We start from the raw sequence: 26,204 nt of genomic DNA, 5'->3' as shown, positions 1-26,204 counted from the left end.
ACCGTGTCCCGCCGGGCCAACTCAGTCCAGCCGCTTCTTGAACCTGAAGGCGGCAATCGCCAGTCCGAGCAGGAAGAAACCGCACATCCACAGGACGTCCTGTTGCATGTCGAGAAGTCCGGCGTCGCGCAGCACGAAACCGCGGATCATGCGCATGAAGTGGGTCGCCGGAAGCACCTCGGCGATATATTGCGCGATCAACGGCATGCCTTCGTAGGGAAACATGAAGCCCGACAGGAGGATCGACGGCACCAGCAGGAACACGGTCATCTGCGTGGCCTGCAACTGGGTCTGGGCGATGGTCGACAGCACAAGTCCCAGCGACAGGCTGGCGGCGATGAACAGCAGCGTTCCGACCAGAAGGTCGACGGGTCTTTCGCCCAGCGGGACATTGAAAAGCAGATACCCCAGCCCCAGAATGATCGCGGTCTGCAGGAGGCCGATGAAGATATAGGGGATGATTTTCCCGATCATCAGCTCCATCGGCTTCACCGGGGTGTTGATCAGCATCTCCATGTTGCCGCGCTCGCGTTCGCGCACGATGGCGGCGGAGGTGAACATGATCATAGTCATGGTGAGAATGATCCCCACCAGCCCCGGCACGATATTGACGGCGGTGCGCTGCTCCGGATTGAAGAACAGGGCGACCTCGAAGGTCGGTGTGGAGCGGTTCGGGGCTTTTCGGAACATTTCGGTAAGCGGCATGTTGCGCAGGCTCTTGATCGCCCCGGCGATCATCGTGTCGGAGCCGTCGACGATCCATTGCGCGACCGGACGGCTTGTCTGCTCGTCGGTCGAAGGCGGCGTCTCGAAACCCGTGGCGGGGGAGCGCACGATGCGCTGGGCAAGGTCGTCGGGCAATATGAAGGCGGCCCGCACGCGCGCCGACTTGATGGCCGCTTCTGCTTCTTCGACCGTGGAAAAGCGCTCGGTGACCTCGACCACCCGGGTGGCCTCGACCATCTGGATCAGGATCCGGCTGATGGCGGTCCGGTCCTGGTCGACGACAGCGACGGGAATGTCGCGGATATTGGTGTTGATGGCATAGCCGAACAGGATGAGCTGGATCAGCGGAATCATGATGACCATCCCGAAGGTCATCCGGTCGCGGCGCAGCTGGGCCAGTTCCTTGAAAAAGATCGCGGCAATGCGGGAGAGCATCCTCATTGGCGGCCTTCTCCTGTCGAAGTGACGAAGACGTCTTCCAGATTGGGGCGCACGCGTTCGATCAGGCTTGCGCCGGCGGTCTCCGGCTTGGCCTTCAGATAGCTTTCGGGGTCGGGAATGTCGTCGGTGACCAGCACCCGCAGGCGGGCCCCCAGCTGGGCGGCAGCCACGATGCCTTCGGCGCCCAGAAGCTTCCGGCGGATGTCGCGCAGGTTGGGCCCCTCGATTTCCACCACATTGGCGCCCATGGCGGCCATCAGTTCCTTGGGCGAGCCGTCGGCGCGCTTTTGTCCCGATTCCATGATCGCGATCCTGTGGCAGCGCTCGGCTTCGTCCATGAAGTGGGTGGTGACGACAATCGAGGTTCCTCCCTCGACGAGGTCGAAAAGCTGCTCCCAGAAGTGACGGCGCGATTCCGGGTCCACAGCGGAGGTCGGCTCGTCCAGGAACAGCAGGGGCGGCTCGTGCAGGACGGCGGTCGCAAGCGCAAGGCGCTGGCGCTGGCCGCCGCTCATCTTGCCGGCGAAACGGTCCTGGAGGTCCGTCAGTTCATAGCGTTCCAGAACCTCACCGATGCGCTGCTTTCGCCGCTTGCCGGTCAGTCCGTAGATCGTTGCCATGAAGCGGAGGTTTTCCCGGACCGTCAGGTCGCCGTAAAGCGAGAAGGTCTGGGTCATGTAGCCGATCTTGTACTTCAGGGTCTCCGCGTCCCTGGGTACGGAAAGGCCGAGAACCTCGACGGTGCCCTCTGTCGGGGTCAGGAGACCGGTGAGCATGCGCATCGCCGTGGTCTTGCCACTGCCGTTCGGCCCGAGGAAGCCGTAGATCATGCCGCGTTCGATGGTCAGGTCCAGACCATCGACTGCGCGGAAATCCTTGAATTTCTTGACGAGACCTTCCGCCCGGACAACAAATTCCGGCAGGGCCGTACTCACGGCAGAACGACCTGCGCCGGAACGCCGTTCGGCAGGTCCGCGGCGCTGTCCGGCAGCTGGACTTCCGCGACATACATCAGCCGGGCGCGCTCCGTCTGGTTGAGGGCGTAATATGGCGTGAAGGAGGGCTCCGAGCTGATCCAGCGCACGGACCCCTCGATGGGCTCCTCAAGGCCATCCACACGCACCTGCAGCTTGTCGCCTTCCCGGACCTTCACACGATGAGGCTCGGGTACATAGACCCGCGCATAGGGGGCTGCCCCGGCCAGCATGACCGCCACCGGACTGCCGATGGTCACCCGTTCGCCGAGATTCCAGGGCAGATTGTCGAGCAATCCGTCGCGCGATGCGGTAATCGTCAGTTCGGCGAGGATCGTTTCCCGGGTCTGGAGGTTGGCTTCCGCAGCGGCGAGTTCCGCCCGGGCGATGGCGAGATCTTCCGCCCGCGTCCCGGCGATCAGTTCCTTGAGTTGTTCCTTGGCGCTCTGCAGTGTGGCCTCCGCCGCGTCGCGGGTGGCGCGGGCGCTGTCGAGCTGGGCCTGACTGGTCGTGCCGCGGCCGGTCAGGTCCTTGACGCGCTCGAAGGTGCTTTGCGCGTCGAGCAGCGCCGCCCTAGCTCCTGCAACCTCCGCCCGGGCCTTGGCGATCACCTCGTCGCGGGCGCCGTTCTCGAGCTTTTCAAGATTGGCCCTGGCCTTCTGCACTTCCGCGCGGGCCTGATTGACGATGGCCTGCTGTTCCGCCGGGTCGAGTTGGGCCAGAACGGTGCCCTTCTTGACGAACGTTCCCTGGGCAACGGGCAGGTCGATCAGGACCTGATTGACGGTTGCCGTCAGCGCCACCCGGTCCCGTTCCAGCGTGCCGAGCGCGACATTGCCGTCTTCGCCGTTGCAGGCGAACAGCAGCAGGCAGGCGGAAACGGCGAGGGCCGGACGCAGAAGGGGCGACAGCATGAAGACCTCCCTGAGGATTGATGCACGCGCGAAAGCAAAGCACTCGCCCTGACTTTAGCGTGCTTCCGCAGACTGTACCAACACTGAAAAGACAACGGGATGAAGGGGTGGGAAAACAGGTCCGCGCAGCCCTTATGGCCTGACGATGACCGGTGCACGGTCTCGCCAATCTGCAATGCCCTGGGTGTCAGGCCGGCGGTGGAAAAGGAGACCGGTCGCGGCCGGTCTCAGCTCGCACGCTTGAAGACATTGTACCAGCGCTTTTGCGGGACCTCGATTGCCCGCTCCAGTAGCTCTGCGGCGTAAAGCGAGGCATTTTGCTTCGCCTTTGCGACACCGGAGACCTGTGAGGCATCGAGATCCGACAGGCCGCCGCCGAATTCGAACAGGTCGCGGAAGGCCGCGCGTTCGACGATCGGCGTCATCAGGACGTCGATGTTCTGGGCGCACAGGAAATCCTGCACGGCTTTCATCGCCCGCGTTGTCACGGCGGCATTGGTACGGGTGAGGACCACGCAATGCTTGATGTCGTGACGGACGATCTTTTCCAGCTTCTTGATCAGGGTCAGGATCTTGGCGCCACCGCGGGCATCCATGGACGATCCCTGGATCGGAACGACCACCAGATCGGAGACGGAAAGCGCATTGGCGACGACAAGGTTTTCGGTGCCTTCGAGATCGACGATGACGTAATCGGAATGCGCGGCCGCATAGGTGATCTGTTCGGTAACCGACGCCGGTGAGATTTCGCTCACCACCGAGATCCCCGGACATTTTTGCGGCAGCTCATGCCATCTGGAGATCCATTTTTGCGGGTCCGCATCAAAGATGGTCACACGTTTTCCCCGGGAGGCAACTTCTGTCGCCAGCAACAATGCGGCCGTGGTTTTTCCGGCGCCGCCCTTTGCGTTTGCGAAGGAAATGACTGGCATTTTGGTTCTCCTGAACTGCCGAGCATCGTCTTGCGATCCGGTCTGTATCGGACCTGTCTGTCTGGCAGTCTTGGAAGTTTATGGTTACCAATTCCTTAAATTCGCAAAATGAGGATGGCTTATTCAGAAAGTCTTAGGAATTGGGGACAACCGGCCGGAAAACCCTGGCGAAAAATCGCAGGGCCGGACCCTTGGCGGTTGATCCTGTTCATGTTTGCAGAAGGAGGGAGCAGGAGAAAGGGTCAAGGGAACGAAGCGGAACTGAATCGCGGAACACGTGGATTTCACCCCGTCGTCCGATTGCATGAGCCAGAGGCGCCGCGTAGGCTACGGCCGAACAGGACCGATCCCGTGATCCGCTTCGAAAAAGGATGTTTCATGTCGCACCGGTTTCCGGCCGCCCGCCTCGCCAGTATCGTCCGGACTGTTGTTCTGGCCGCAGCGGTAACGCTCGCCGGACTCCTGGGGGGGGCCGAGGCCGAAACCCTGAAGCCCTACAAGGACCGGCTGTTCCGCTACAAGAAGATCACGGAAACCCTCTACGACGGCGCCTTCATCGTCGTGGAATATTCCAAGCAGCGCGACCTGCGGGACCGGGACGAGGTCGACGAGCGCAAGGTCTTCGGCAATTATGTCTCCTATCGTCCCAAGCGCGGGCGCGGCAGCGCCGAACTGAACGCCAACGGGCGAACGGTCAGTTACATGGGCGCCGGCAAGTGGAAGGGCGGGGCGAATACCATCGTCATCTATGTGCACGGCCAGGGCGGCAACCGCTTCCAGGGCATGAACGATGTCTCCTTCGGCGGCAATTTCAACCGCATCCAGAACCTGATGTCCCGCAACGGCGGCGCCTATCTGACGGTGGACGTCAAGGACTTCGACGCCCGTGGCACGGGCGATGTGGCGGCCCTGATCCGGTACCAGAAACAACTCTCGCCCCAGGCGAAGGTCGTGGTCGCCTGCGGCTCAATGGGCGGCATCATCTGCTGGAACCTTCTCAAGAACGGCAATACCGCCAGCCTGCTGAGCGGCGTGCTGCTGTTCGGCTCCCCCAGGGATCCGGGTTTCCTCAGCTCCGGCGCGCTTTCGCGCAAGGTACCGATCTACATGGGCTACGGTACGCTGGACAGCGTCTACAACTGGGAAACCCAGGCGAACTTCTTCAAGCAGATCAGGGCCGCCGCGCCGAACTACCCGATCTGGTTCACCCTCTTTGACACCGGCACCCACGGCACACCCATCCGCATGACCGACTGGCGGCTGGTGCTCAACTGGATGCTTGGCTAGGTTTTCCGCGTCGACCGGCACGCTCACCGGGCGGCCCGGAATTTACCCGCGACAGCCCTTCTGCGAGATGATCGAACACCGTACGGATCCGTCTGCTCGTGTGCAGCTCCCGGTGGGTGACCAGCCAGATGGGGAAGGCGATCGGTTCGAGATCCTCGAAGACCGGGACGACCTCCGGACAGCGGGCGGCGATTTCATCGGCCATGATGCTGAGGCCAAGGCCCTGGCGGACGAATTCCCAGGCGACCACGCCGTTCGGAGAGCTGAGCCTGATATTGGCTTGGCTGACCGGAAGCCCGAAGGCGCGCAGATAGCCGACCAGTTCCTCATTGTTGTCGTAGCCGATGAAATCCAGATGTTCGGCGTCCTTGGGGGTCAGTTTCCGGCCGATCCTGTCCAGCAGCGAGCGGGCCGCGAAGACCCGCCCGCTCGCATCGCGTATCTTGCGCGCATAAAGGTCCGGATGGTCCGGTTGCACGTGGCGAACCGCAATGTCCGCCTCGCGCCGCCGCAAATCGCTGATACTGTTGGAACAGTGAAGCCTGATCTCCACGCCGGGGGCCATATGGCGCAGATCCGCGAGGATGTCGGGAAGCAGGTGGGCGGCCATGAGGTCGGTTGCGGAGATCGTCACCAGCCCCTCGATCTGCCGGGACTGGCCGGAGGCGGCAAGCGATACCCGGCTGGCCGCGTCGCCCATGGTGCGCACGTGCTCGACAAGTTCGATGCCGGCATCGGTCAGGACGAGGGATCTGGCGACCCGTTCGAACAGGGTCACGCCGAGGGATTCCTCCAGAGCGGCGACCTGCCGGCTCAGGGTCGGCTGGGTCAGCCCGAGCGCGCGGGCTGCCGCCGACAGCGTCCCTTCCTCGGCGGTGACGAGAAAGGCGCGGGCCTGGTTCCAGTCAAAGGTGATGCTCTGCCAGTTCATGCATATATGTATATCACTCAGGCAAATTTCCGCAATTTACCTTCGAAAAGCGTATCGATATGACTGCATACAGATGATATTCCGATGGATCCGCAGGACAAGATGACCACAAAGAACGCAGAATTCTGGACGCGGCTATCCCGCAAATATGCCGCCCACCCGATCAAGGATCAGGCGGCCTATGAAAAGACGCTTGAGCGGACTGTGGAGCACCTCGGCCCCGACGATGCGGTTCTGGAACTGGGATGCGGTACGGGAACCACCGCCATGCGTCTGGCCGGCAAGGTGAAGTCCTATCTGGCAACCGACTTTTCCGGCGGCATGATCGCAATTGCCGAGGAAAGGCTGGCGGCCGAGCGCCTGCGGGGAACGGCCCATGAAGGACTGGACCTTCTCGATGCGGATGCCTTCGATCCGCGCCTGGTGCCGGCGGGGGAAACGGCGGGTTATGATGCAGTGCTGGCCTACAACTTCTTCCATCTCGTCGAGGAACCGGACGAGCTTCTGGCCCGGGTCCGGTCGCTGCTCAAACCGGGCGGGCTGTATATTTCCAAGACGGTCTGCCTGAAGGACAAGGCGTGGCTCTTCGCACCGCTCATCGGTGTCATGCAGCTTGTCGGGAAGGCGCCCTACGTCAACATGCTGTCGATCGGATCGCTCGAAGAGACGATCCGGCGCGCGGGCTTCGAGATTGTCGAGACCGGCAACCATCCGGCGCCGCGCAGCCGGTTCGTGGTGGCCCGGAAAGTGTGACGCCGTCGGCCGACTGAAGCGGCCAGACCGGAGCGCTTGTTGCATTTCGGGGCGGATGCTACGAATGCGTCCCACTCCGCTGTCATGTCTCCGAAAGCCTGTGCATGCTGGTTCGCGACCGGGCGTTTTTCGCGTCCATGTTCCTGACGGTCCTGGCGGACCAGATCCTGCTTTTCCTGGTGCCGCTGGTGATCTTCCAGATTACCGGGAACGTCGCTTGGTCCGGTCTGGCGTTCTTTTTCGAAACGCTGCCGCGTTATCTCACCTTTCCCGTCGCCGGCATCCTGTGCGACCGGTTTCCGCCGGTCGTACTGCTGCGCGTCAGCCGCCTGCTGCGGGCGGCCACCTGTGTCATCGGCATTACGGGGCAGGAGGTGTTCGGCGGGGTCTGGTGGCTGATCGGCCTGTCGGCGGTGGTCGGTGTCCTGACGACGCAGGGCATGCTGGCGCTGGAAATGCTGCTGGTGCGGGCCTTTGCCGACCAGCGCTTCGAAAAGGTGGCCAGCTATGGCCAGCTGGCCTCGCAGATGGGCGTGATGCTCGGGCCGCTGGTTGCCGCCTATCTGATGGTCTTCTGGCCCTGGGAAGCGGTTGTGGTGGTGGCAACGGTGCTGTTTGTCCTGGCCGATGTCGCCTTTGCCTTCTGGCCCGGGCAGGAGCGCATGGAAACCCTCCCGCCCGCGCGTGACCGGCGCCATCCCGCCGCGGACCTGAAACACGCGCTGCTCCTCGTCTGGCGTCTGCCGGACCTGATGAGGGCCATCCTGCAGGCTTCGGGCGTCAACCTGATCATCGGCGCCACGCTGGCGACGGCGGCGGCGATGATGACCGGGCTCTTTGCCCAGAGCGAACAGACCTATGCGTGGCTGCAGGTGGGGGGCGCGCTGGCGACCCTCGCGGTCCTCAGCCTGACCGCCCATGTGCACCTGGGTCTCGCAACGCTCGGCCGCACCGCCTATGCCCTGATCTGCGCCGGGGCGGTCCTGACGGGCCTGGGCGCGCATCCGCTCGTCTATGCGGCCGGTTTTCTGCTGATTGCCGGCTTCGACAAGATGTTCAACATCTATGTGCGCACCCTGCGCAAGGAAATCATCCCGCCGGAGGATTTCGGCAAGACCACCGGCGTCATCATCTGCCTCAACAATCTGTCCCAGCCGCTGGCGGGACTGGTCGTGGCGCTCTTCGCCGCCGGTGACGACGCCAGGGTCGTGCTTCTCGCGCTGGCGGCCGTCATGGCGTTGTTCGGAGGCTTGAGCTTCCGGCGGCCATAGGGAACGTCAGGTCGGCAGGGTGTCGCTGGTCCGCGTGGTCAGGGAAGCCGGCTCCTTCGCGGTATTTTGCCCCGCCTGGCGGACGATTTCCGCGATTTCCGAAAGCTGACCCGCAAGCGGACTGGATTTTCGCCAGACCATGCCGACGGTCCGCCGCGGCTCGGGAGCCTCGAAGCGGGCAATGGCGACGGAGGCGGACCGTGTTTCGACCGGAACGGCCATTTCCGGGATCAGGGTGACACCGATCCCGGCGCCGACCATCTGCACCAGCGTGGACAGGGAGCTGGCATCGAGAGCTTCCCGCGGCGGTCCGGACGGCAGGTTGCAGAACGACAGGGCCTGATCCCGGAAACAATGACCTTCCTCGAGCAGCAGCAGCCGCATTTCGCGCAAGGAGTCGGCATTGGGCAGCGGTGCATTTGCTTCCCGGGCGGAGCGGACGAGGACGAAAGGTTCCTCGAACAGTGGCGTTTCCTCCAGGGAGGGTTCCGAAACGGGCAGGGCGACAATGGCTGTGTCCAGACGGCCGTCTCCGAGTTCCTGGATAAGCTTCGGCGTCACCGTTTCGCGCACGTGGATGTCCAGACCGGGAAACCGGTCGGTCAGCTCGCGGATCACCTTCGGCAGCAGATAGGGAGCCACCGTCGGAATGACGCCAATGCGCAGGCGTCCGACAAGCCGCTCGCGCGAGGCGCGGGCCAGGTCGCCCAGCTCGTCGGTTGCCCGCAGGATGTCGCGGGCCCGCTCCGCGGTGACTTCCCCGAACTGGGTCAACCGCACCTGCCGGGCGCCGCGTTCGAACAGGGTTGCACCAAGGGCTTCCTCCATTTCCTTGATCTGCATGGACAGGGCAGGCTGGGAGATCGCACAGGATTCCGCAGCCCGGCCGAAGTGCCTGTGGCGGGCGAGGGCTTCGAAATAGCGGAGTTGTTTGAGAGTGATATTGATCATAAGATTATCTTATCAAAGATATCAGTAAATACAACTTCCTCTGATCGTTCAGCTTTGTTACCTTGAAAATGGAAAAAGTCGGGGACACGGCTGCCGTCATATCGGCACGGGGGCTCCTGCTTCTTCCGCATGAATTTCGACACTTTTCGGCTTGCCGCCAGGACCGCTGCCGTCGGGCGCCTCATCAAGGGGCTCCGCCATGCAGTCAACCGGTGGACACAAACCGGAATTGTGCAGGTCGGTGCTTGGCACCAAAAAGTGAACTGGAGAGGGAAATGGACGCTAAGGTGGAAAAGACGGGCGGTTGTCCGGTCATGCACGGCGGAAACACGGAGATGAGCAAGTCGGTCACCAAGTGGTGGCCCAACGCACTGAATCTCGACATCCTGCACCAGCGCGGCGCGCGCACCAATCCGATGGACCCGGATTTCGATTACAAGGAAGCTGTCAAGAAGCTGGACCATGAAGCGGTCAAGGCCGACCTCCGTGCCCTGATGACCGAAAGTCAGGACTGGTGGCCTGCCGACTGGGGCCATTACGGCGGTCTCTTGATCCGTCTGGCATGGCACTCCGCCGGTTCCTACCGCATGCAGGACGGCCGCGGCGGTGGGGGCTCCGGCAACATCCGTTTCGCGCCGCTGAATTCCTGGCCGGACAATGCCAGCCTCGACAAGGCCCGCCGTCTGCTCTGGCCGATCAAGAAGAAATACGGCAACGCGCTGTCCTGGGCGGATCTCATCATTCTCGCCGGCAACACGGCTTATGAGTCCATGGGCCTCAAGACCTTCGGCTTCGGTTTCGGACGGGAAGATATCTGGGGTCCGGAGACCGATGTCTATTGGGGTTCCGAAAAGGAATGGCTGGCGCCGGCTGAAAACCGCTACAGCGATCCGGAAGATGCGGCGAGCCTCGAAAACCCGCTGGCTTCCGTGCACATGGGGCTGATCTACGTCAACCCGGAAGGGGTCGACGGAATCCCCGATCCGGCCCGCACCGCCAAGCATGTACGCGAAACCTTCCACCGGATGGCGATGAACGACGAGGAAACCGCGGCGCTGACATGCGGCGGCCATACGGTCGGCAAATGTCACGGCGGCGGGCAGAGCGCCTTCGAAAATATCGGTGTGGAACCGGAAGCCACCGGTGTCGAAGCACAGGGTCTGGGCTGGGCCAATCCGGGTCAGGAAGGAAAGGCCGCGAATGCCTTCACTTCTGGCATTGAGGGCGCCTGGACTCAGTTCCCGATCCAGTTCGACATGGGCTATTTCGATTACCTCTTCAACTATGAATGGGAATTGAAGAAGTCTCCGGCCGATGCATGGCAGTGGGAACCGGTCGACATGCCGGAAGACAAGAAGCCGGTCGATCCGACCGACCCGACGGTCCGCCGCAATCCGATCATGACCGATGCCGACATGGGCATGAAAGTGGATCCGGTCTACAACGAGATCTGCCGCAGGTTCATGGCCGACGAGGCCTACTTCCGCGACACTTTCGCCCGTGCCTGGTTCAAGCTCACCCACCGCGACATGGGGCCGAAGGTGAACTACATCGGCCCGGATGTTCCGGCGGAAGATCTGATCTGGCAGGATCCGATTCCGGCCGGCTCCACGTCCTATGATGTCGATGCAGTCAAGGCGAAGATCGCGGCAAGCGGCCTCTCCGCTTCGGAAATGATCGCAACCGCATGGGACAGTGCCCGTACTTTCCGCGGCTCCGACAAGCGGGGCGGTGCGAATGGTGCACGGATCCGTCTGGCGCCGCAAAAGGATTGGGAAGGCAATGAGCCCGAGCGTCTGGCCAGGGTGCTGGACAAGCTGGTGCCGATCGCCGCCGAAACCGGTGCTTCCGTTGCCGACGTGATTGTTCTGGCAGGCAATGTCGGTATCGAACAGGCCATCAGGGCCGCCGGCTTCGACGTTCCCGTTCCCTTCGCTCCGGGCCGCGGTGACGCCACCGACGAACAGACCGATGCGGAGTCCTTCGACGTCATGGAGCCGCTCGCTGACGGTTTCCGCAACTGGCAGAAGGAAAAATACATCGTCAGTGCGGAAGAGATGATGCTCGACCGTGCCCAGCTTCTGGGTCTCACCGCTCGGGAAATGACGGTGCTGGTGGGAGGTCTGCGCGTGCTGGGCACCAATCACGGTGGCAGCAAGCACGGCGTCTTCACGGATCGCGAAGGGGCGTTGACCACGGACTTCTTCGTCAATCTGACCGACATGAAGTACAGCTGGCACCCGGTCGCTGACGGCCTGTATGAAATCCGTGACCGCAAGCTGAACACCCTGGAGTGGACCGCGACCAGCGCCGACCTGGTTTTCGGCTCCAACTCGATCCTGCGGGCCTATGCGGAAGTCTATGCCCAGGACGACAACCGGGAGAAATTCGTCAGGGACTTCGTTGAGGCCTGGACGAAGGTCATGAACGCGGACCGTTTCGACCTGAATTAACACAGGCCGGATCGGGAAAAGACACACGGCGCTCCGGATCTCGGGAGCGCCGTTTTTTTTGAAAATCCGTTCATTCGGAGCGCCGCGAAGCCGGCACTGTCCTGCCGGCCCGGAGGCGGCCACTGCGAGGCCCGGGCGGAAAGCTTGCTTGCAGTGCAGAACGGGCCGGCATCCGGACTATTCCTTATTTCCCAAAAAGGTCATTGTTCCGTCACAAGGTTCATGTTGCACTGCGGGATGGTGTCAGGCTGCACTTGCGGCTGTCAGGCTGTTTGGGAGCAAAGGCGAATGTTCGATCTGACGGGCCAAAAAGCCCTGGTTGTCGGGGTCGCGAACGACCAATCCATTGCCTATGGCTGCGCGAGGGCCTTCAGGACTCTGGGCGCCGATCTTGCCATGACCTTTCTGAACGAAAAGGCCGAACCGCATGTTCGCCCGCTTGCCGAGGCGCTGGGAGCGGAGATCATCGCACCGCTGGATGTGCGCGACGCAAGCCAGCTCGACGCGCTCTTCGCGCAGATCACCGAAAAATGGGGCAGGCTCGATACGCTGCTTCATTCCATAGCCTTCTCCAGAAAGGACGATCTCCACGGGCGGGTGATCGATTGTTCCGCCGACGGCTTTGCCGAGGCGATGGATATTTCCGTGCATTCCTTCCTGCGCCTGATCCGCAAGGCCGAACCCCTCATGCCCGGGGGCGGGACCTGCATGACGGTCTCCTTCATGGGCGCGCAGAAGGTGGTCGGCAACTACGGCGTGATGGGACCGGTGAAGGCCGCGCTGGAATCCGTGACCCGCTATGCCGCCGCGGAACTGGGAGCAAAGGGCATTTCCGTGCATGCGCTGTCTCCCGGTCCGTTGAAGACCCGGGCGGCGTCGGGAATTGCAGCCTTCGACGCTCTGCTCAACGACGCGGCCGAGCGCGCGCCGACCCATCAACTCGCAACGATCGACGATGTCGGGGCCTATGCGGCGTTTCTCGCCAGCCGGGAGGCTTCCAACGTGACCGGCGCCGTCCATCCCATCGATGGTGGCTACAGCATTCTTTGATAGGAGCTTCTGATGAAGGACATGTTTGATGCGTTCGAAAAAGGCCACAACGAATTCCTGAACTCGCTCAACGACAGCACCGCCTGGACGCCCTCCGAGCGCTTCACCGCCCTGCAGGCCCAGACCACGGAACTGTCCAATCTCGCCGAGCTCATGAGCCGCGGGCTCACCAAACATCTGACCCGGATCACCGAAACCCACAAGGAACGATGGCAGAAGAGCCTGTCGGCCTTTGGCGAGGCGGTCGAGCAAATGAGTCAGGCCCAGAAGTCCGGCGGATTGGTCTCGGCCTGGGAAGACTATTGGAAGGACGCCTCCCAGCGCATGGTTCTGACCATGGACACCCTGCGCCAGCGTGGCGACATTTTCCTGGAGCACGAGGAGGCGGGCTGTCCGCCGGTTCTCAAATACGACTATGAAGTGGTCATGGACGGGGCCGACTTGCCGCGTCCCTGCTGCTACACGCTGCTGAAGATCCTGTCGCCCAGGGACGAGGATTTCCGGGAGCCAAAGCCATGGAAACGGCCCTACATCATCATCGATCCCCGCGCCGGGCACGGGTCCGGCATCGGCGGATTTAAGCCGGACAGCCAGGTCGGGGTTGCCCTGCGCGACGGCCATCCTGTGTATTTTGTCGCCTTCAGCCGGATGCCGGAAAAAGACCAGACCCTGGCGGATGTCACCCGGGCCGAAGCGGCTTTCGTACGCAAGGTAATGGAACTGCATCCGAAAGCTCCGCACCCGATCATAACGGGGAACTGCCAGGGCGGCTGGGCGACGCTGATCCTGGCGGCGATGAACCCGGATCTGAAGGGGCCGGTTCTGCTCAACGGTGCCCCGGTGTCCACATGGTCTGGCAGGGTGGGGGAATATCCCATGCGCTACAATGCGGGTGTCCTGGGCGGTACCTGGAACGCCATGTATGTTTCTGACCTCGGCCACGGCATTTTCGACGGGGCGGACATAGTGCAGAATTTCGAGCAGCTCAATCCGTCACGGAACTATTTCGGAAAGTACTACGACCTCTACGCAAAGGTCGACACGGAACCGCAGCGCTTCCTGGAATTCGAACGCTGGTGGGGCGGCTATTTCCTCTTCAACGAGGCGGAAATGAGATGGATCGTCGAGCAGCTCTTCGTCGGCAACCGCCTGTCCAAGAACGACGCCCAGCTTGAACCGGGCGTCAATGTCGACATCAAGCGGGTCCGTGCGCCGATCATCGTCTTTGCCAGCTGGGGCGATAATATCACCCCGCCGCAGCAGGCCATCAACTGGATCATCGACACCTATACGGACGAGCGGGAGATTGCCATTCGGGGGCAGCGGATCATCTACATGATCCACGATCAGGTGGGACATCTGGGGATCTTCGTGTCGTCGAAAATCGCCAGAAAGGAACATACGGAGGTCACATCGACCCTGAAAACCATCGAGGCCCTGGCTCCCGGCCTTTATGAAATGACCATCGACGACTATGAAGGCGACCTTCTGGAGCGGGAGTTCACGGTGAGCTTCCATGAGCGAACACTGGACGACCTGAAGGTGATCGACGATGGCCGGGACGATGAAATTCCCTTTGCAGCCGTCGCCCGGGCCTCCGAGCAGCAGGCCGAATTCTACGATGTCTGTGTGCGCCCCTTCGTGCAGGCCGGTGTCACGGAGCAAAGCGCGGAGCTGCGCCGCAGGACGCATCCGCTGCGGGTGCAGCGGGCATCCTTTTCAAGCCTCAATCCCCTGCTGAGCGCGCTGCCCGACTGGGCCGAGCGTGCGCGGGCGCAAAGAGCCCCGGCCGCTCCGGACAACCCGTTCCTCCAGCTGCAGAACGTCAATGCGGCCCTGGTCGAACAGTCGATGGATCTCTATCGGGATCTGCGCGACGCGGCTTACGAGACCCTCTTCTACACGATCTGGGGCTCTCCCTACATGCGCTGGTACGGCCGTCCAAGGCAGCCCGGACGGACCTTGAGACGCAAGGACGAAATGCGCAGCCTGCCGCCGGTTCAGGCCGCCCTCATGCATATCGAGGAAGGCGGATTTTGCGAAGCGGTGATCCGCATGCTGATCCTTCTGGCCGAAAGCCGCGGTACGGTTCGCCGCGACCGGCTGGAACGCTCCGCGCGCGTGCTGAACCAGGACGAACCGTTCAAGTCCCTGAAGCCGGACGAACGCAGCTTCATGCTCGAGGAACAGACCCTGATCGTGGAATTCGCCCGGGAGCAGGCAATCGAAACCCTGCCAAAGCTCCTCAAGACCAGGGAAGACCGGGAGCTTGCATCCAGAGTGGTGCGTTACGTGCCGGGAATCGTCGACGAGATGGCCCCCCATACTCTGGAGCTGCTGCAGACGTTCAACCGTGTTCTCGACCTTCCGCCTGTCTCGGGCGACATCACCGAGGACCCGCTTTTGTCGACCAGCCCGCGTGGCGACATTCAGACGGCGCGCCTGCCGGATCGACCACAGGATAATTCCGGCGAATTGGCGGAAATGCAGCAGGTGAAGGCGGCTTCCGCATCTCCGGCACCCAAAAAGGTGTCGCCCCGCAAACCCGCGGCCCGCAAGACCACCAGGTCCGAGTCCGCGAAATCGTCAACTGCGCGCAAGGCGCGCGGCACTGTGAAGACGCCGGAAGAGCCGGCTGAATGAATAGGTAGAACGGGGCGTCCGGGCCTCTCGGACGCCCCCAGAGCCCCTCTGGTGTTTTTAGGAGTTAGGCTCTGAACCGCAAATCGGCCACCTTTGTCCGGTTCATACGGCAACGCGTTGCCGGCATGGCCTGTCGGTATGCTGTAAAATTAACTATGTCAGAATAGCAAGAACAGCGGGTACGGCAAGTCCATTCGAGCCGGAAATCCGCCAAATCGGTATTGCGCCGCTCGCAACATCCGGCAAAAGGTGGACGCCGACCGGAGTGCCAACACAAGGCGAACTCATCTGCATGTTTGACTGGACCTACAGGAAACGTCTGAAAGACGATCTCGAAACCTGGGCTGCGAAAGGCTGGGTGAGCTCCGAGGGCGTAGCCGCCATTCTCTCGGACATGGACAGTGACGACGGCCGCTCGCGCCTGCCCATGGTTCTTGCCGGCATCGGCATGGTGTGTGTCGCCCTGGCGGTCTTCGCCTTTATCGCGGCCAACTGGGCGGCAATCCCGAAGTCGGTGAAACTGGTGGGAATCGCCGTCCTGGTGGCGGGCAGCCACGGTCTGGCCGCCGCGCTGGCCGCGAAGGGTCGCAAGGCGATCGCAGACCTGGCGACCGGTTTCGCGACGCTTGTATTCGTCGGCGGAATTGCTCTTGTCGGCCAGATCTTCCATCTGCCGTCCGATTGGGCCGGCGGTGCTCTTCTGGTCGTCGTCGGCGGCCTTGCCGCGGCCTGGCTGACCGGTTCGAAAACATCGCTTGTGGTGGCCTCTGCCGCGGCCATCACCTGGCAGGTGACCCGGTCTGATATCGGCGCGTCCGATCTGCTTCAGGATCTCATCGGCCTCGGGGGGCTGGTGGCGGTCATGGCCCATGCCGTTCTTTTCCCGGCTCGCCTGTCGCGCTGGGCGGCGATCAGCCTGCTCTGGGTGACCTATGGCCGCTGGTTTGCCGATACGGCGGATCTGCTGGGGGACGGGGATGATGCGGTCACCGCCATGGCGCTGGCGGGCGGCGGCGGCCTTGCCGCCATCCTGCTGCTGGTCGACCCGGTCGCGGACCTGATCGTCAAATGGTCAAGCGGCAGGCCCGCGCGGCGTCACGGACACTGGCTGATGACGCGCTCGCTGCAGGACGCCGGTCTCCTGGTCCTGTGCGCTCTGGTCGTGCTCGCCCTGGTTCTCGAGCCGGAATTCCACGGCAGCAGCTATGCGCGCGGCCTGCTGGCCCTTCCGGCGCTGCTGCCCCTGGGGCTGACCGTTCTTCTGTGTGCCACGGGCCTGTTGCTGTCGTTCAAGTCCGCGAAATCCATGGCACTCTTCGCTGCGGCCGGGCTCGTTCTCCTGGCGCTTCTGGCGCCGCTCGCAACGGAGAATATCCCGGTTCGGGCCGCAATGTGCCTGGCGGCGCTGACCGCCTTGTGCGCGCTGGGAACATGGTACAACAACCGTTACTGGATGCTGTGCGCCTATCTGGGGCTGACGGCGGTGGCGCTCTGGCTGCTGCAGGTGACGGTCGGATCGTTGCTGGGCCAGTCTCTGTTCTTCCTGGTCGCCGGCCTTGTTCTGCTCGCCATGGCGCTCTGGCTCGCACGGGTGTTCCGCAAGACACAGCCCCGTCCGGACAGTCCGGCGGGCGCGCAGGAGATCCGTTCATGACGCCGACCCCGAAGACAGTGTCGTCAGGCGGTGCACCCGCCGTCCGTGTTCCCTATCTGGTCTGGGGGTTGCTTGCCCTGATCCAGCTCGCCCTGATCGCCGTTCCGCTCGCCGACCGGCTGCAGGTTCAGATGACGGGTGACGTGGTCCGGCTGGAACTCGTCCCCGTCGATCCGCGCGACCTCCTGCGCGGCGACTATGTGGTGATCAATCTCGCCATCGCGCGCGTTTCCAGGGACATACCGGGAAGCGACGGCGTGCAATCCGGGGACCGGGTGTTCGTGGGGCTCACGAGCGAAGGCGGCGGCGCGGCCCAGCCTGTCCGTCTGGCAAAGACCCGGGAGGATGCGGGGCCTGTGGCGATTTCCGGCACGGTTCTGTCGGTCTCCGGGGACAACTTTATTCTCGATTATGGCATCAATGCCTTCTTCCTGCCGGAAGGCCAGGGACGTGTCATCGAACGGCTGGACAGGACGCGCATGCGTCTGGAAGTCTCCGTCGCCGCTGACGGGCGCTCCCTGCCGCTGGCTCTGCTGTTCAACGGAAAAGCCATCCGCTCCGACAGCATATTTTGACGGATGCCCGATCTGGCGTTATGAGCGCTGCACCGCTTTCCTCCGTCCAGGGTATGAAATGTCCGATCCCGCGCTCGATACGCTTTTGCTGCCACTAGAAACCGGAGCCGTTGAGCTTGCTCCGGGGGCAGGGGTCCTGTTCCTGCGCGCGCGCGCCGGCCGGGCGCTTGACGGGCTGCGGGACATGGAGACCCTGTGCGTACAGAGTTTCGCACCGGACCGGGACGCGCTGGTGAAGGCGGGGTTCCGCACAGAGCCGGAAACCGACCGGGACGGCTTCGACGCGGTGCTGTTGTTGCCGGGCCGCCAGCGCCAGGAGGCGCGGGCGCAGCTGGCCACCGCCGTGAGCAAGACGCGCGAAGGCGGGCTTGTCATTGCCTGCGCACCCAATACCGAAGGCGCCAAAACCCTCGAAAGCGATCTGGCCGACCTCACGGGCGGATCGGACAAGCTCGCCAAGAACAAGTGCCGCGTCGTCTGGCAGCGGATCGCCGCGGACAGCCTGAACAGGGATCTTCTGGAAAGCTGGCTGACGCTGGATGCGCCGCGGCCGGTTCTGGATGGCAGCTATATCAGCCGTCCCGGCATTTTTGCCTGGGACCGGCTCGATCCGGCCTCGCAACTGCTGGCCGGCCTGCTTCCGGAAACCCTGAAGGGTCGGGGGGCTGATCTGGGGACCGGCCTCGGCTATCTGGCCCGCGCCGTTCTCGAAAAGGCGCCGAAAGTCACCGCCATGGACCTTTACGAGGCCGAAAAGCGCGCGCTTGATCTGGCCGAACGGAATCTGGCCGGCTTCAGGGGGCAAAAGCCCATGACCGGCATCTGGTCCGACGTGACCAGGGGGCTGGAGGGGCCGTATGATTTCATCGTCTCCAACCCGCCCTTCCATCAGGCCGGCCGGGCCGAGCGGACCGATGTCGGTCAGGGATTCATCCGGTCGGCGGCGGCCGGGCTTCGGCCCGGAGGCGAGTTCTTCATGGTCGCCAACCGGCACCTGCCTTACGAACATACGCTCGGCGAGGTCTTCGCCAATGTCACCCAGCTCGCCGACGAAGGCGGCTACAAGGTGATCCGTGCGGTCAAGGCGAAGGGAGGGCGCTGAGATGCGGCTGGTGAAACTTCTTGCCAATCTCGGCTATGGCAGCCGCAAGGAAATGCAGACCGCGATCCGCAACGGCTGGGTGACCGACCGTGCCGGCAACCGGCTGAAGGCGGACAGTCCCGCCGTCCATGAGGACATTCTCTTCGACGACGAGCCGCTCGATCCGGCGCAAGGCGTGGTTCTGCTGATGAACAAGCCGCTCGGCTATACCTGTTCTCTCAAGGACAACGGACGTCTTGTCTACGACCTCCTGCCGGACCGGTTCCGGATGCGCAAGCCGGTGCTGTCGACCATCGGCCGGCTCGACAAGGAAACCGCCGGTGCGCTGCTGTTCACCGACGACGGCACTTTCCTGCACAAGGTGATTTCTCCCAAGGCCCAGGTTCCGAAGGTCTATGAGGTTACTCTGGACCGCCCCATGAAGGGGGACGAGGCGGCCCTGTTCGCTTCAGGTGACATGATGCTGGAAAGCGAGGTGAAGCCGTTGAAGCCGGCAGTGCTCGAGGTTCTGGATGAAACCCGTGCCCGCCTGACCCTGCACGAGGGCCGCTATCACCAGGTCCGCCGCATGTTCGCCGCCACCGGCAATCATGTCACTACCCTGACCCGCAGCCGCATCGGCGCCCTCGGTCTCGACGGGCTGGAAGAGGGCGGTTGGAAGGCCCTTTCGGAAGACGAGAAGGCACTGATCTTCGCCGCCGGCTGAGCTTTTCCGGGAGCCGGAATGCAAGAGAGCGCCGCCCCGGCCGTGAGCCGGGGCCTTGACGCGGGTCACGGCACAAGACCGGAACGGCCCGGGGGCGTATCGAGCGGCCTCCCGGGCGAACGCCCGCTGCGTTTCTATTCCGCCCGTTTCCGGCTGAGCACGCGGATACGGCTGTCGAATTCACCGCGATCCACATAGCAGCCCCGCAGGTGGCGGAAGCCGGTGTTCGGATCGAAGGCGGCCCGTCCGTGCAGGACCCTCCGGTTGTCGAAGATGACCATTTCTCCGCCCGCAAGGCGGGTGGTCATCACGTAGGTCTCGGAGCGGGTCATCTCCATGATCTTCCTGTAGGCCCGGTAATAGGTTTCCATCCGCTCCGCCGGCAGATCGAAGATCCCTGCCAGATGGGCGTTGAAATGCAGCTCCTGCAGATTTCCGAACGGATCCAGGTCGATCACCGTGTGATGGCGGCGGATGTCGTAGTCCTCATCCTGAAAGCGGAAGGGTACCGGTGTTCGCGCCAGAAGCTCGAAGGCCTCCGGATCGCTTTCCCGCAGGTCGCTGGCAATGGCGAAGCCGTCGCAGAAGGTCGATCCGCCGCCCTCGGCCTCGTTTGCCAGGAAATGCAGGAACTGGAATCCGGGGGGAAGCTCCTGGTTGGCAAGATCCGTATGCAGGGGCAGAGCGTGCGACGTATAGGCGAGATTGTTGGGGTTGGGTTTCGACATGACCTCGAAGGTGGCGCCGAAGTTGGTCTCGCGCAGGAACCCGACGCGCCGCGCCATGGCCATGCCCGCATCCTTGTTGTCGGCCATGCCGTCAACAACGGCAAGTCCGGTCCTTTTGGTGTCGATCAGGAAGTCCAGCAGCGCGGCGTCATCGGACAGCAGCGTCTCCGCCGAGGCGCGCGGCAGGTTGTCAGCTGGGAAATCGCCGCGCCACAGAACCGGGTCTATCCGGGCGGGGTCCGCCAGGCCGATCCCCGGCCGGTGGTCACGCAGCCATTCAGGGTCATAGCGGCTGACATGACCGTCGCCCGTCCAGGTCAGGACGATCTTGCCGTCCTCCAGGGTGGCTTCGGCAATGGCGATGTCCATTGGAATGCCGGTGAGATCGAATTCCCGCTCCTGCGTCTGGGGATGGAAGCCGCTCGGACAATTGTCCCTGAGCCAGAGAAAGGGAAAATCGGCGCCGGTCCCGTCCGGCCAGGCAACATGAAGCACGCGGTCACTGCCGCGCAGGCTGAGCTGTGTCATATGAAATCATCCGTTGATGTTGTTGAAAGGAAGGAACGCGCCCAAATGCGCGCGCATCAACGGTCGGCGGGGGGCGGCCACCACCAGTAGGCTTTGTTATGCGGATTTCCGGGATTGCGCCCGAGAATTGCGAACATCCGGCTTCCAGCCTGCATGCAGGCCCCGCCTGCGATTGAACATCACCGGAAAATTACCTGAAAAAAGATACCCGGCAAAAGGAAATTTGCCGGGCGGCTCAGGAAGGGATTTCTGCCTATCAGACAGGATCCGTTTGTCCGGAGAAAACTCGAGCCGTCCCGGCTCAGGCCGGGACAGCGGGGGAATTGTCGTCGTCTAGCCCTTCGAAGCCCGCGCAGCGAGCGCGATGGCGATGTAGCTCCAGCCGTTGACCAGCACGGAGATCCCGGCGATCAGGCCGAGCGCCCAGGCGGCGGAGGACGGCAGGTCCATCCAGATCATGATGCCGGCAGCCAGGGAGACGAAACCGGCGATCAGCACCCAGACCCAGCCTTCGTGGGGACGCAGCTTGAAGGCCATGAGAATCTGGCTGATGCCCTGGGCGATGAAGATCGCCGCGATCACCAGGGTCAGCGCGAAGGTGCCGGCCAGCGGGTTCACATAGATGACGATGCCGCCGATCACCGCGATGATGCCGGTGATCAGATTCCAGAAGAAACTGGAGGTGCCCTTGGTCTTGAAGGCGTTGTAGATCTGTACTAGGCCACCGACGAACAGGACGATGGCGATCAGGATCGTCACGGCGACAGATGTCGCAAGCGGCGCCGCGATCAGGATCAGGCCGCCAATGACAAGGGCAATCCCCAGCGCCAGAAACCAGCCCCAGTTCTCCTGGATCTTCGCCTTCATATCTTCAATTGCCTGTACCGCATCTGACATTTCGATCTCCTCGTTTCGGTTGTTTTGCGCAAATGTGACCGAATCTTTGACCGACGCTAGATGGACTTGCCAATTCCCGCAAGGTTCTCTTTCGAAACAGCGGCTTGACATGTAGTGTGTATATGCACAGAAAGGGGCATGGAAAAGGACGACCTGTCGCTTTGTGTTCTGGACAATGCCCGCAAGGCTGCACGCGCGGTCAGCCGGCATTATGACCGGCTGGCACGCAGGACCGGCATCACTGCCGCGCAATTTTCCGTCCTTGCGGCGATCGCACGGACGGACCGCGGCAATACCGGTGAGCTGGCGGAGCGGCTCTCCATGGAGCGAACCACCCTGGTGCGCAATGCGGCGCTTCTGGAGAGGAAGGGCCTGGTGAGGGCGTCGGTCGCCGAGGAAGCCAGGGGCAAGTGCTACCGGTTGACGGAGCGCGGAGCGGCCTTGCTGGAAGAGGCCATGCCGCTCTGGCGACAGGCGCAGAACGATGTGAAGGAGCATCTGGGCGGAGAGGAATTTCTCAGAACGATCAGTGCCTTGAAAAGACTTTCGCAAATCTGATCGAGGTGTTTCATGCAGTGTCTGAAAGGCTTGAAAATTTGCCTGAAGAGACATGCGGCCGGACGTGTGAGATCCGGCTGCTAACTTTGTGAGGTTGAACATGCGGCGTGTAGTAGTGACGGGAATGGGTGTCGTTTCACCGGTCGGAACCGGCGTGGAGGCTTTCTGGCAGCGGGTCACCGACGGGGCGAACGGCATTCGCGGGATCACCCGTTTTGACGCCGGCGACCTTGCCTGTCAGATCGCGGGCGAAGTCCCGACCAGGGAAGAAGACGCACACGGCTTCGATGTCGACACGGTGATGGACCCGCGCGAACAGCGCCGCTCCGACCGATTCATTCACCTGGCCATGGGCGCGGCGCAGGAAGCGCTGGAAAACGCCGGCTGGGCCCCGAAGACCGATCGGGAAAAGGAACGCACGGGCACCATCATCGGCACGGGTGTCGGCGGGTTTCCGGCCATGACCGCCGGAACGCGGCTCGTGGACGAAAAGGGCCCGCGCCGGGCCTCTCCCTTCCTGGTGCCGTCCTTCCTGGCCAATCTGGCCGCCGGCCAGGTCTCCATCCGCCACGGTCTCAAGGGACCGCTCGGCGCGCCGGTGACCGCCTGCGCCGCCAGCCTGCAGGCCCTTGGCGACGCGGCACGGATCATCCGCGCGGGCGAAGCCGAAGTCATGGTGGCCGGCGGGGCGGAAGCCTGTATCGACAAGGTCTCCTATGCCGGCTTCTGCGCCGCCAAGGCGATGTCCTCCAAGCGCAATGACGATCCGGCCCACGCCTCGCGGCCTTTCGATCAGGACCGGGACGGGTTCATCATGGGCGAGGGCGCCGGAATTCTCATTCTTGAAGAATATGAGCATGCCAGGGCGCGCGGTGCCACCATCCTGGCGGAAGTCTCCGGCTATGGCACCAGCGCCGATGCCTACCACGTCACCGCTTCGCCGGCTGATGGTGAGGGCGGTCTGCGGGCCATCCGCCAGGCGCTGGCAACGGCCGGTCTCACCCCGGCCGACATCGGCTATGTCAACGCCCATTCCACCTCGACCCCGGTCGGGGACGCCGCGGAGATCGCCGCCCTGACGACGGTCTTTGCCGGCCGCGGCAAGGATCTGGCCGTCTCCTCGACCAAATCCATGTTCGGGCACCTGCTCGGTGCAGCCGGTGCGGTCGAGGCGATCGCCTGCGTCAAGGCGCTGACCAGCGGCCAGCTGCCGCCCTCGCGCAATCTGGAGAACCCGGACGCGGCAATGGCGGGCTTCGAGATGATCCCCGGCAAGGCCATCGCCCGCGAAGTCTCCCACGTTCTCACCAACGGCTTCGGCTTCGGCGGTGTCAACGCCAGCGCGGTGTTCTCGAAGGTCTGAGCTTAGCTGCCTTTCGGCTTGCAGCGGTCTCCCCCTGAAAGGGAGGCCGCCTGTCCTCCACGATCGACTGCGCGATGTGAGAGACATCGAGAACAAAACACTTGGCGGTCGCGTAATTCCCATATATGAGAAAAATCTCAAATATGGGATACTGCATGACCGACCTTGAACAGGATCTCGCACTGCGTCTGACGGAACTGCGCAGGGCGCGGGGATGGCCGCTGGAGGAACTGGCGGAAAACACCGGTATCAGCCGGGCAACCCTGTCGCGCATCGAGCGCGGCGATACCAGCCCGACCGCGAACGTGCTCGGCAGGCTCGCCGCCGCTTTCGGCCTGTCCATGGCCGAGCTCTTCGGCGCGGTGTCCGGATCGGCCGAACGTCATAGTCCCAGGGCAGGGCAACCGGTCTGGGAAGACCCGGAGAGCGGATTCCAGCGCCGGACGCTCACGCCCGCCGGTGGCGGCTACAGGGGCGCGGTCATAGAGGGCCGTCTGGCGGCGGGGGCAACCGTGTCCTATTCGGCGCCGCCCGTTCCCGATCTCGAACACCATCTCGTCCTTCTTGAAGGCAGCCTGCGCGTCATCCTGGGGCCGGATACCTTCGACCTCGAGGCCGGCGACGCGCTGCGCTTCCATCTCGATGCCCCCAACAGCTATCACGCCTCCGGCGAGGCTGCGGCGCGCTATATCCTGACGGTGATCACCCCATGAACCCTTCCGCACCCACGGCCCGACCCGAATTCGTTCCCGAACCGCCGGTCTGGCTGCTGTCTCCCGAAGCGGCCCGTGCCGCGCTGCCGCGCCTCGCGTCGCTTCTGAAAACCTGCGTTGAGGATGGCGCGGGCATCGGCTTCATCCTGCCCCTGTCGCAGGAAAAGGCGCAGGATTTCTGGCAGAGCCGTCTGCCGCTTCTGGAAAGGGGTGAGGCCTTTCTCATGGTTGCAGGAGAGGGCGAGGAGATCGCCGGTGTGGTCATGCTGATGCTGGCGGACCAGGACAACGGCCGCCACCGGGCGGAGGTCGCCAAGCTGATGGTCCATCCCCGGCACCGCCGCAAGGGCCTCGCCCGCAAGCTCATGACTGCCATCGACAGTCTCGCCCGGGCGCAGGACCGCTGGCTGCTGGTGCTCGATACGGTCACCGGCGACCGGGCGGAAAAGCTCTACCCCGCCTGCGGCTACCGCAAGGTCGGCATCATTCCCGACTATGCTTTCAACAGCCACGGTCACCTCGACGCGACAACCGTGTTCTACAAGGACCTGCGCTTACAGAACTGAGCCTGCCACGCTGTCCCGGACCTGATCCGGGACAGCGTGGCGTGCAGCCGATCCGGGATCCGGAGCTCCCCGGCGCGCAGTATTCGACTCAATCGCTGAAATCAACCGAGTCCGGCTCCACGTCGAGGCTCTTCAGAATCTCTTCCAGAGCCTCCATCATCGGCGGCGGACCGCACAGATAGAAGCGCCTGTCGAAACCGGCCACCAGATCCTTCAGCAGATCGGCATCGATCTCGCCATGATGGGTTCCCGCACTGTCCTCGCCGGACAGCACATGATCGACCCTCAGTCCATCCATCGCGTCCAGCTCGTCGCGATAGATGATGTCCGCCGAGGTCTTGTTGGCGAAGATCAGGTGGTTTCCAGCCAGCTTGCCGCTCCGGTCGAGGTGGCGGAAGATCGCCATGAATGGCGTGATCCCCGCTCCGCCGGCGATGAAGACGCCCGGTTCCTCGTAACGGAAGGTCTTGAAGGGATCCGCGATCAGCACCGTGTCGCCTTCCTTCATCCTGTGCAGGCGTTCGGTGACGCCGTCATGCTCCGGATAGCCCTTGATGGTGAATTCCAGCGACTTTTCCTGCGGCAGGGAGGTCATGGTGAACGGCCGCGTCTCTTCCCGCCAGCCATCCTCATCCAGCGCAATTTCCGTCGCATCGCCGACGCTGAACGCGAACCCCTCCGGCTCCGCGATCCGGAACCGCTTCACGTCATGGGTGACCTGATCGATCTTCAGGATGCGTGTCGTGTGCATGGCGTTGTCTCCTTCGTGTCTCGGAAGGTGAACGCAGGGACGGGGAGGGTGGTTCCGTAAGGGGACCGTCTCAAGGTCAACTGCCCCCTCCGAGGTCTTCCCGGGCTTGACCCGGGATCCATTCCCTTCCATCGCGATGGAAGGGAAGTGCTGACGGGTGAACCGGGAAGACCTGTCCGGACGCGGTTCGCGGAGGACAGGCCAATGGATCCCGGCTCGGGGGCCGGGATGACCGGATGGAGGGGCTGTGCCCGAGCGGCGGGTATGAGCTGGCAGTTGACTCAGATCTGGAGACGTGGAGGGAGCCTGCCGGAAGGTTCCATTCACTCATCCCCTTGGGATTGGGCCAGGCGTCGCAAGATCAGGCGACGCGGGTTTGCTTCTGAACCGCCCCACCCTCTGAGGTCATCCCGGGCCTGACCCGGGATCCATTCGTTTCCAGAGTGATGGAAGGGCAGTGCTGACGGGCGGATCGGGAAGACCTTTCCGGAAGCGGTTCGCGGAGGACAGGCCAATGGATCCCGGCTCGGGGGCCGGGATGACCGGATGGAGGGGCTGTGCCCGAGCGGTGGGTATAATCAGGCCGTTGACTCAGATCTGGAGACGTGGAGGGAGCCTGCCGGACGGTTCCATTCACTCATCCCCTTGGGATTGGGCCACGCGTCGCAAGATCAGAAGAAGCGGTTCTGCCCCTGACCTGAACCCACTCTCTGAGGTCATCCCGGGCCTGACCCGGG

At 63.1% G+C, this 26,204-nt stretch carries 23 protein-coding genes; 14 read left to right on the top strand and 9 right to left on the bottom strand.

The genetic code is table 11. The features are described 5' to 3' along the window. Positions 1 to 21: 21 nt before the first annotated feature. From DCO57_RS16325 to DCO57_RS16310, 4 genes are all read right to left on the bottom strand, one after another. A complete protein-coding gene (locus DCO57_RS16325; protein WP_116699976.1) occupies positions 22 to 1,167 on the bottom strand; it encodes an ABC transporter permease in 1,146 nt (381 codons plus the stop codon). After that, a complete protein-coding gene (locus tag DCO57_RS16320) occupies positions 1,164 to 2,102 on the bottom strand; it encodes an ABC transporter ATP-binding protein (protein WP_208977990.1) in 939 nt (312 codons plus the stop codon). Before DCO57_RS16320 ends, DCO57_RS16325 begins: the two co-directional genes overlap by 4 nt. Beyond that, entirely contained in the window at positions 2,099 to 3,055 is a 957-nt protein-coding gene (locus tag DCO57_RS16315) for an HlyD family efflux transporter periplasmic adaptor subunit (RefSeq protein WP_116699975.1), read from the bottom strand. The genes DCO57_RS16320 and DCO57_RS16315 overlap by 4 nt, the downstream gene beginning before the upstream one ends. Positions 3,056 to 3,282: 227 nt before the next feature. Then, a complete protein-coding gene (locus DCO57_RS16310) occupies positions 3,283 to 3,987 on the bottom strand; it encodes a ParA family protein (RefSeq protein ID WP_116699974.1) in 705 nt (234 codons plus the stop codon). Between the two features lie 378 nt (positions 3,988 to 4,365). Between DCO57_RS16310 and DCO57_RS16305 the strand changes: the two genes are divergently transcribed. Then, positions 4,366 to 5,274: an alpha/beta hydrolase gene (locus DCO57_RS16305; protein WP_116699973.1), complete on the top strand. Its 909-nt coding sequence runs from the start codon at positions 4,366 to 4,368 to the stop codon at positions 5,272 to 5,274. Here DCO57_RS16305 and DCO57_RS16300 read toward each other — a convergent pair. Next, on the bottom strand, positions 5,255 to 6,205 hold the full coding sequence (locus DCO57_RS16300; RefSeq protein ID WP_205756182.1) for a LysR family transcriptional regulator: 951 nt from the start codon (positions 6,203 to 6,205) through the stop codon (positions 5,255 to 5,257). The two genes, DCO57_RS16305 and DCO57_RS16300, sit on opposite strands and share 20 nt — an antisense overlap. Positions 6,206 to 6,307: 102 nt before the next feature. On the opposite strand from DCO57_RS16300, the gene DCO57_RS16295 reads away from it, so the two are divergent. Together DCO57_RS16295 and DCO57_RS16290 are read left to right on the top strand one after the other, a co-directional pair. Continuing rightward, a complete protein-coding gene (locus DCO57_RS16295) occupies positions 6,308 to 6,958 on the top strand; it encodes a class I SAM-dependent methyltransferase (protein ID WP_208977989.1) in 651 nt (216 codons plus the stop codon). A 104-nt stretch (positions 6,959 to 7,062) separates the two neighbouring features. After that, entirely contained in the window at positions 7,063 to 8,229 is a 1,167-nt protein-coding gene (locus tag DCO57_RS16290; protein WP_208977988.1) for an MFS transporter, read from the top strand. A 6-nt stretch (positions 8,230 to 8,235) separates the two neighbouring features. Here the strand turns inward: DCO57_RS16290 and DCO57_RS16285 are convergent, their stop codons facing one another. Continuing rightward, on the bottom strand, positions 8,236 to 9,180 hold the full coding sequence (locus DCO57_RS16285) for a LysR substrate-binding domain-containing protein (RefSeq protein ID WP_116699969.1): 945 nt from the start codon (positions 9,178 to 9,180) through the stop codon (positions 8,236 to 8,238). Positions 9,181 to 9,455: 275 nt separating this feature from the next. Here DCO57_RS16285 and katG point away from each other — a divergent pair, with 275 nt between their 5' ends. From katG to DCO57_RS16250, 7 genes are all read left to right on the top strand, one after another. Next, the gene (gene katG, locus DCO57_RS16280; RefSeq protein ID WP_116699968.1) at positions 9,456 to 11,633 is read left to right on the top strand and encodes a catalase/peroxidase HPI; all 2,178 of its coding nucleotides are present in this window, start codon (positions 9,456 to 9,458) and stop codon (positions 11,631 to 11,633) included. Between the two features lie 288 nt (positions 11,634 to 11,921). Next, complete coding sequence (fabI, locus tag DCO57_RS16275; RefSeq protein WP_116699967.1) at positions 11,922 to 12,683, top strand: enoyl-ACP reductase FabI; 762 nt, start codon at positions 11,922 to 11,924, stop codon at positions 12,681 to 12,683. A gap of 12 nt (positions 12,684 to 12,695) precedes the next feature. Beyond that, positions 12,696 to 15,326, top strand: a complete 2,631-nt coding sequence (locus DCO57_RS16270) for a DUF3141 domain-containing protein (protein ID WP_116699966.1) — start codon at positions 12,696 to 12,698, stop codon at positions 15,324 to 15,326. A 292-nt stretch (positions 15,327 to 15,618) separates the two neighbouring features. Further along, entirely contained in the window at positions 15,619 to 16,980 is a 1,362-nt protein-coding gene (locus DCO57_RS16265) for a DUF2157 domain-containing protein (protein ID WP_165814764.1), read from the top strand. Then, a complete protein-coding gene (locus tag DCO57_RS16260; RefSeq protein WP_165814763.1) occupies positions 16,977 to 17,555 on the top strand; it encodes a GDYXXLXY domain-containing protein in 579 nt (192 codons plus the stop codon). The genes DCO57_RS16265 and DCO57_RS16260 overlap by 4 nt, the downstream gene beginning before the upstream one ends. Before the next feature lie 58 nt (positions 17,556 to 17,613). Then, positions 17,614 to 18,657 carry a class I SAM-dependent methyltransferase gene (locus DCO57_RS16255; protein ID WP_116699965.1) on the top strand — a complete coding sequence of 348 codons (1,044 nt, stop codon included), beginning with the start codon at positions 17,614 to 17,616 and terminating at the stop codon, positions 18,655 to 18,657. Between the two features lies 1 nt (position 18,658). Continuing rightward, the gene (locus DCO57_RS16250; protein WP_116699964.1) at positions 18,659 to 19,363 is read left to right on the top strand and encodes a 16S rRNA pseudouridine(516) synthase; all 705 of its coding nucleotides are present in this window, start codon (positions 18,659 to 18,661) and stop codon (positions 19,361 to 19,363) included. Positions 19,364 to 19,497: 134 nt separating this feature from the next. Here DCO57_RS16250 and DCO57_RS16245 read toward each other — a convergent pair whose 3' ends face one another. Next, positions 19,498 to 20,619, bottom strand: a complete 1,122-nt coding sequence (locus DCO57_RS16245) for a TauD/TfdA family dioxygenase (RefSeq protein WP_116699963.1) — start codon at positions 20,617 to 20,619, stop codon at positions 19,498 to 19,500. Between the two features lie 333 nt (positions 20,620 to 20,952). Continuing rightward, positions 20,953 to 21,516: an HdeD family acid-resistance protein gene (locus tag DCO57_RS16240; RefSeq protein WP_165814762.1), complete on the bottom strand. Its 564-nt coding sequence runs from the start codon at positions 21,514 to 21,516 to the stop codon at positions 20,953 to 20,955. A 138-nt stretch (positions 21,517 to 21,654) separates the two neighbouring features. On the opposite strand from DCO57_RS16240, the gene DCO57_RS16235 reads away from it, so the two are divergent. The 4 genes from DCO57_RS16235 to DCO57_RS16220 all read left to right on the top strand — a co-directional run bounded on the left by DCO57_RS16235 (position 21,655) and on the right by DCO57_RS16220 (position 24,716). Continuing rightward, a complete protein-coding gene (locus DCO57_RS16235) occupies positions 21,655 to 22,074 on the top strand; it encodes a MarR family winged helix-turn-helix transcriptional regulator (protein WP_116699962.1) in 420 nt (139 codons plus the stop codon). A 100-nt stretch (positions 22,075 to 22,174) separates the two neighbouring features. Beyond that, the gene (fabF, locus tag DCO57_RS16230) at positions 22,175 to 23,437 is read left to right on the top strand and encodes a beta-ketoacyl-ACP synthase II (protein ID WP_116699961.1); all 1,263 of its coding nucleotides are present in this window, start codon (positions 22,175 to 22,177) and stop codon (positions 23,435 to 23,437) included. A gap of 155 nt (positions 23,438 to 23,592) precedes the next feature. Beyond that, on the top strand, positions 23,593 to 24,150 hold the full coding sequence (locus tag DCO57_RS16225) for an XRE family transcriptional regulator (RefSeq protein WP_116700041.1): 558 nt from the start codon (positions 23,593 to 23,595) through the stop codon (positions 24,148 to 24,150). Next, complete coding sequence (locus DCO57_RS16220; RefSeq protein ID WP_116699960.1) at positions 24,147 to 24,716, top strand: GNAT family N-acetyltransferase; 570 nt, start codon at positions 24,147 to 24,149, stop codon at positions 24,714 to 24,716. Before DCO57_RS16225 ends, DCO57_RS16220 begins: the two co-directional genes overlap by 4 nt. A gap of 88 nt (positions 24,717 to 24,804) precedes the next feature. Here DCO57_RS16220 and DCO57_RS16215 read toward each other — a convergent pair whose 3' ends face one another. Continuing rightward, a complete protein-coding gene (locus tag DCO57_RS16215; RefSeq protein WP_116699959.1) occupies positions 24,805 to 25,467 on the bottom strand; it encodes an FAD-binding oxidoreductase in 663 nt (220 codons plus the stop codon). Positions 25,468 to 26,204: the final 737 nt, after the last annotated feature.

The organism is Labrenzia sp. 011 (assembly GCF_003075075.1).
Lineage (GTDB): Bacteria > Pseudomonadota > Alphaproteobacteria > Rhizobiales > Stappiaceae > Roseibium.
Note: the sequence above shows the minus strand (reverse complement) of the source record. Positions and strands in the feature narration are given on the sequence as shown.

Coding starts and splice junctions, on each gene's coding strand:
- DCO57_RS16285 (WP_116699969.1), bottom strand. CDS start 9,180: ATGATCAATATCACTCTCAAACAACTCCGCTATTTCGAAGCCCTCGCC.
- DCO57_RS16225 (WP_116700041.1), top strand. CDS start 23,593: ATGACCGACCTTGAACAGGATCTCGCACTGCGTCTGACGGAACTGCGC.
- DCO57_RS16215 (WP_116699959.1), bottom strand. CDS start 25,467: ATGCACACGACACGCATCCTGAAGATCGATCAGGTCACCCATGACGTG.
- fabI (WP_116699967.1), top strand. CDS start 11,922: ATGTTCGATCTGACGGGCCAAAAAGCCCTGGTTGTCGGGGTCGCGAAC.
- DCO57_RS16220 (WP_116699960.1), top strand. CDS start 24,147: ATGAACCCTTCCGCACCCACGGCCCGACCCGAATTCGTTCCCGAACCG.
- DCO57_RS16265 (WP_165814764.1), top strand. CDS start 15,619: ATGTTTGACTGGACCTACAGGAAACGTCTGAAAGACGATCTCGAAACC.
- DCO57_RS16260 (WP_165814763.1), top strand. CDS start 16,977: ATGACGCCGACCCCGAAGACAGTGTCGTCAGGCGGTGCACCCGCCGTC.
- DCO57_RS16270 (WP_116699966.1), top strand. CDS start 12,696: ATGAAGGACATGTTTGATGCGTTCGAAAAAGGCCACAACGAATTCCTG.
- DCO57_RS16305 (WP_116699973.1), top strand. CDS start 4,366: ATGTCGCACCGGTTTCCGGCCGCCCGCCTCGCCAGTATCGTCCGGACT.
- DCO57_RS16300 (WP_205756182.1), bottom strand. CDS start 6,205: ATGAACTGGCAGAGCATCACCTTTGACTGGAACCAGGCCCGCGCCTTT.
- DCO57_RS16295 (WP_208977989.1), top strand. CDS start 6,308: ATGACCACAAAGAACGCAGAATTCTGGACGCGGCTATCCCGCAAATAT.
- katG (WP_116699968.1), top strand. CDS start 9,456: ATGGACGCTAAGGTGGAAAAGACGGGCGGTTGTCCGGTCATGCACGGC.
- DCO57_RS16240 (WP_165814762.1), bottom strand. CDS start 21,516: ATGTCAGATGCGGTACAGGCAATTGAAGATATGAAGGCGAAGATCCAG.
- DCO57_RS16235 (WP_116699962.1), top strand. CDS start 21,655: ATGGAAAAGGACGACCTGTCGCTTTGTGTTCTGGACAATGCCCGCAAG.
- DCO57_RS16250 (WP_116699964.1), top strand. CDS start 18,659: ATGCGGCTGGTGAAACTTCTTGCCAATCTCGGCTATGGCAGCCGCAAG.
- DCO57_RS16290 (WP_208977988.1), top strand. CDS start 7,063: ATGCTGGTTCGCGACCGGGCGTTTTTCGCGTCCATGTTCCTGACGGTC.
- DCO57_RS16315 (WP_116699975.1), bottom strand. CDS start 3,055: ATGCTGTCGCCCCTTCTGCGTCCGGCCCTCGCCGTTTCCGCCTGCCTG.
- DCO57_RS16325 (WP_116699976.1), bottom strand. CDS start 1,167: ATGAGGATGCTCTCCCGCATTGCCGCGATCTTTTTCAAGGAACTGGCC.
- DCO57_RS16245 (WP_116699963.1), bottom strand. CDS start 20,619: ATGACACAGCTCAGCCTGCGCGGCAGTGACCGCGTGCTTCATGTTGCC.
- fabF (WP_116699961.1), top strand. CDS start 22,175: ATGCGGCGTGTAGTAGTGACGGGAATGGGTGTCGTTTCACCGGTCGGA.
- DCO57_RS16310 (WP_116699974.1), bottom strand. CDS start 3,987: ATGCCAGTCATTTCCTTCGCAAACGCAAAGGGCGGCGCCGGAAAAACC.
- DCO57_RS16255 (WP_116699965.1), top strand. CDS start 17,614: ATGTCCGATCCCGCGCTCGATACGCTTTTGCTGCCACTAGAAACCGGA.